Annotated in this window: 4 protein-coding genes and 1 pseudogene; all 5 read left to right on the top strand. The window is 49.6% G+C overall.

Going from position 1 to position 4,535, the window contains the following annotated elements:
* Positions 1-68: 68 nt before the first annotated feature.
* Positions 69-1,928, top strand: coding sequence for an LCP family protein (locus tag ACML7B_RS08285; protein WP_262427355.1), 1,860 nt, complete (start codon positions 69-71; stop codon positions 1,926-1,928).
* A gap of 185 nt (positions 1,929-2,113) precedes the next feature.
* Positions 2,114-2,479, top strand: coding sequence for a TnpV protein (locus ACML7B_RS08280; RefSeq protein ID WP_262427356.1), 366 nt, complete (start codon positions 2,114-2,116; stop codon positions 2,477-2,479).
* Positions 2,476-2,688: a DUF6809 family protein gene (locus ACML7B_RS08275; RefSeq protein WP_262427357.1), complete on the top strand. Its 213-nt coding sequence runs from the start codon at positions 2,476-2,478 to the stop codon at positions 2,686-2,688. Before ACML7B_RS08280 ends, ACML7B_RS08275 begins: the two co-directional genes overlap by 4 nt.
* 259 nt (positions 2,689-2,947) lie before the next feature.
* Positions 2,948-3,151 carry a helix-turn-helix domain-containing protein gene (locus ACML7B_RS08270; RefSeq protein WP_262427358.1) on the top strand — a complete coding sequence of 68 codons (204 nt, stop codon included), beginning with the start codon at positions 2,948-2,950 and terminating at the stop codon, positions 3,149-3,151.
* Positions 3,152-3,184: 33 nt separating this feature from the next.
* Positions 3,185-4,535 (top strand): annotated as a pseudogene (gene hsdR / locus ACML7B_RS08265) (EcoAI/FtnUII family type I restriction enzme subunit R); the annotation flags it as partial.

Below are 4,535 nucleotides of genomic sequence, written 5' to 3'. Positions count from 1 at the left end.
AAGATCATGTTTTTAACGGTATTTAAGGGATTTATCAATAAAAACGCATATTAAACGAGGACAGAAAAATGAATTATGAAGACGAATTAGAGCGCTCCCGGGCAAGAAAGAGCCGGAGGCGTGAAAGCACGGTACATGAAAGGGAGTCCAGAGGAAGCTCTGCGGATCTCTGGAGCGCCACTGCGGAGCCGGGAAGCCGGGCCAGCAGGAGCCGGGCGGCCTCTGCAGGACCGGGCCACAGCAGCCACGGAAGCCACGGCCATAACAGCCACAGGCGGCGGAAAAATTCCCAGAAGAAAAAGATCATCATCGGGGTCCTTGTGGGGATCCTGGCGCTGGTCGCCGTGATCCTGGGCGCGGCCTACGCCTATCTGGACCACCATATGGACATCGCCAACAAGAGCGACTTCGATAAGTCGGATGTGACAAACCTGGAGCTTTCCCAGGAGACCAGGGACAAGATGGAAGAGGGCTTCTGGACCATCGCCATCTTCGGCGTGGATTCCAGGGACAATTCCACCGGTAAGGGAAACCAGTCGGATGTGATCATGATCGCCAACATTGACCGGAAGACCGGAGAGATCAAGCTGGTGTCCGTATACAGAGATACGTATCTGAACATCAACGACAGGAACGTATATAATAAGATCAACGCGGCCTACGCCGAGGGCGGCCCCCAGCAGGCCATCAAGGCCATCAATAAGAATCTGGATCTGAATATCACCCAGTATGTGACCTTTAACTGGAAGGCCGTGGCCACAGGGATCAATATCCTGGGCGGCGTGGACATTGAGATCAGCAAGGCCGAGCACTACTATATCAACGCCTTCATTACAGAGACTGTAAAGGGCACCGGTATTGGTTCCGTACAGATCAAGAAGCCGGGTATGTGTCATATGGACGGCGTTCAGGCCGTGGCCTACGGCCGTCTCCGTCTCATGGACAGCGACTACGCCCGTACAGAGCGTCAGCGCCTGGTGATCCAGAAGGCCTTCGAGAAGGCTGTAAAGTCCGATCTGGCTACCTTAAACAGCCTTGTGGGCAACATGGCGGCCATGTGCGAGACGAATATTGAGACCAATGACGTTCTCGCCATGGTGAAGAATGTGACCAAATACCACCTGGGCGAGACCATGGGCTTCCCGGCGGCCAGGGGAGAGGAGCGGGTGAAGATCGGAAAGAACCGTCTGGCCTGCGTGATCCCCCAGACTCTGGTGAGCAACGTGACCAGCCTCCACAGCTTCTTATTCGGCGAGGAGGACTATACGCCCTCCAGTACGGTCCAGACCATCAGTAAGAAGATCTCCGATGTCAGCGGCCTTCATAAGGCAGGCGAGGAGATCGGCCACGTGGCCACAGATAAGGGATACGTTCCCAAGCCCACCACCACGGCGGCTCCCGAGACGGAAAGCGCAGAGAGCAGCACCGCAGATGAGAGCGCAGAAAGCAGCTCAGGCTCCGAGGGAGAGACCTCTGAAGGAGAGACGCTGGAGTCCTCTGAGGGTGAATCCGGCTCCTCCGGTGAGTCTGGTATGCACGCCGGAGGCTGGGAGAGCCAGGCCACGGACAGCGAAGGAAATCCGGTGCGTCCGTCGGGTCCGGCCCATGAATCCACCGGCAGCCTTCCGGAGGAGTCCAGCCGTCCCCAGAGTCCTCTGGATGTCACAAGGCCCAGTGAAAATTATGGTCCGGGCTTTGAAAGTGAGTCTGTGACCGAGGCCACCACGGCAGGCCGCGAGCCTTCACAGCCCTCTTCCCCGGCGGGAGGAGGACCGGCTGGCGAGGCCACGGTCCAGAGCACGGAAAACAACACGTCGGTGATCATCGTATCGCCCACCAGGGGGAACGAGCCTTCCCAGGCCGCCCCGTCGTCTCCGGCGGACATGACCCTGCCCCAGGGAAACACGGGCGGGCCGTCCGGACAGTAAGATAAATATGGAAAAAGCGCTTCCCGGAGGGATTGGCGGGTGCTCGTAAAACAGTTAAACCCCAAATTTAACTATTTTACGGCATCTGTCAGACGGGGTTGGCTAAACAAAAGTTAGCGATACTTGGTTTGATAACCGAGTATCGCTTCTTTTTTACCCGTAAAAACGCTTTTGTGGAGGTACATATGATGCAGGAACTGAACTATACCCGTTGTGGTGATTACTATATTCCCGATATTCGCCTACCGGAGGAAAACAGACCCATTGGGCGGTGGGGACGGATGCACAGAGATTATATCAAGAAGCATAACCCTATCCTGTTTAACGATCTTTGCCTTAGTGGTGAGCTGTGGACGTATCTGGCTGATCTGAACGAGCAGGCACAGAGCCGCCTTGAACTTATCATCGAGCAAATGAAAGCAGCTGAGGGCGTGACAGAAAGCATGAAGCAGCACGATCAGATGGCATGGATAGGAACTATGAATAGCATCCGCAACCGAGCAGAGGAAATCATCTTCCGTGAAATGATCTATGAGGAGGATGCAATATGAGAATCCTTGAAGAATTTTGGTATGGCAATATCGAGCCTACCGAGTACGATGCATCTTCTTGCAAGGAGTACAAAAAGCTACTGGAGCTGATTTGTAGAAATGAAGAAAAGCTCAAAGCCACCATGACAGACGATCAGAAAGAGTTGTTCGATAAATACGCCGACTGCGTGCGAGAATATCAAACCATCACGGATTGCTTGATATTCTAAAACAGCTTTAAGCTTGGAGCAAGAATGATGTTAGCGGTCATGGAAGAATAATTGAATATACCAAGTGGGGACTTGGGCTCAAATCGGGCATAAGTCCCTTTTTAACTTCCGTTCAAGTTGTAAAACAGATTAGATATTCTAAATCGCAAAGATTAATTTGCGTTTGCAAATATAAAATTTGCAAAACAGGTAGAAATTTTCACATTTTTGTGCCATAATAAAGAAAACTGGGTGATTTAGTACAAGGAGGACTTCCATTATGCGTATCAGCTATAATAAACTCTGGAAGATGCTTATTGACAAAAATATGAAAAAGAGCGATTTGAAAGAAATGGCTGGCATCAGTTCTGCTTCCCTTGCGAAGCTCGGCAAGGGGGACAACATTACCACGGATGTTCTTCTTCGTATCTGCGAGGTAATGGATTGTCGGATTGAAGATATTCTTGAAACTGTCCGTGACTAACCAACACCGGAAATTTGATTAGGAGGATTCGATATGACTATATTGGGCAAGAAACAGATGTCAGAAGAAGACATCAAATTGAATTATATTACTCCGGTCATCCTCAAGGGTTGGAAAGGTCACATTACGATGGAGACCAAGATCACAGATGGTCGAATCAACATCAGGGGAAATTATTGTGGCTCGCAGTAAGCCTAAGTTTGCCGATTATATGCTTTACCTCAACGACGGAAAGCCTATTGTTGTTGTTGAAGCGAAAGACAACAACCATTCTGTATCCCACGGCTTACAGCAAGCGATGACCTACGCTCAGATGATGGACTTGCCGTTTGCTTATTCCTCAAACGGAGATGCTTTCTATGAGCATGACTTCCTGACCGGACAGGAACAGCAGATTGCTTTAGATAAGTTCCCGACACAGGAGGAGCTTGTGGCGAGATATTACGCTGAGTTGAATGATGGCAAGGGTATTTCCGATACGGAAAAGAAAATTGTCTCGCAGCCGTATTATTCTTCTCAAAGTACATATCCTCCACGCTACTATCAGAGAAACGCAGTTAATAGAACTGTTGAAGCCATCGCCAGAGGACAGCAGAGATTACTACTTGTCATGGCAACGGGTACAGGCAAAACATATACTGCTTTCCAGATTGTCTATCGCCTGCTCCGTTCTGACCTCAAAAAGAGAATCCTGTATCTGGCTGACAGAAATATTCTTGTTGACCAGAGTATTTTGCAGGACTTTGCACCGCTTGAAAAGACCATTTACAAAGTGGACTTCTCCGACAAGGAATGTCTGAGCAAGATTGCATCCCATGAAGTAAACTTTGCCCTCTATCACCAGATGGTCGGACAGAACGATGAGGAACACTTTAGACAAATTCCTGCCGAATATTTTGACCTCATTATTGTGGATGAGTGTCACCGTGGAAGTGCCAAGGAAGACAGCAACTGGCGTAAAGTTCTGGAGTATTTTTCTTCTGCGACCCAAATCGGTATGACAGCAACACCCAAGGAGAGCGAGAAAGTATCGAACATAGATTATTTTGGAGACCCTGTTTACATCTATAGCTTGAAGCAAGGTATTGAAGACGGCTTCCTTGCTCCGTTCAAGGTTATCAATATCACAACCAATATCGGTGACGGATGGAGACCGTACAAAGGTCAAACCGACATCTACGGCAACGAGATTGAAGACCGTATTTATAACAACAGGGACTACGATTACAGTATCATTCTCCAAGACCGTATTGACGAGGTTGCAAGGGAGATCACCGAATATCTGAAAAGCACCGACAGGATGCAGAAAACCATTGTGTTCTGCGCTTCCGAAGATCATGCCGAGCGCATGAGAATTGCCCTAATCAACCATAACGCTGACATG

Origin of the sequence: Massilistercora timonensis, assembly GCF_048354975.1 — a bacterium.
In the GTDB taxonomy this organism is placed as follows: domain Bacteria; phylum Bacillota; class Clostridia; order Lachnospirales; family Lachnospiraceae; genus Massilistercora; species Massilistercora timonensis.
This window is presented reverse-complemented; position numbering and strand designations above follow the sequence as displayed.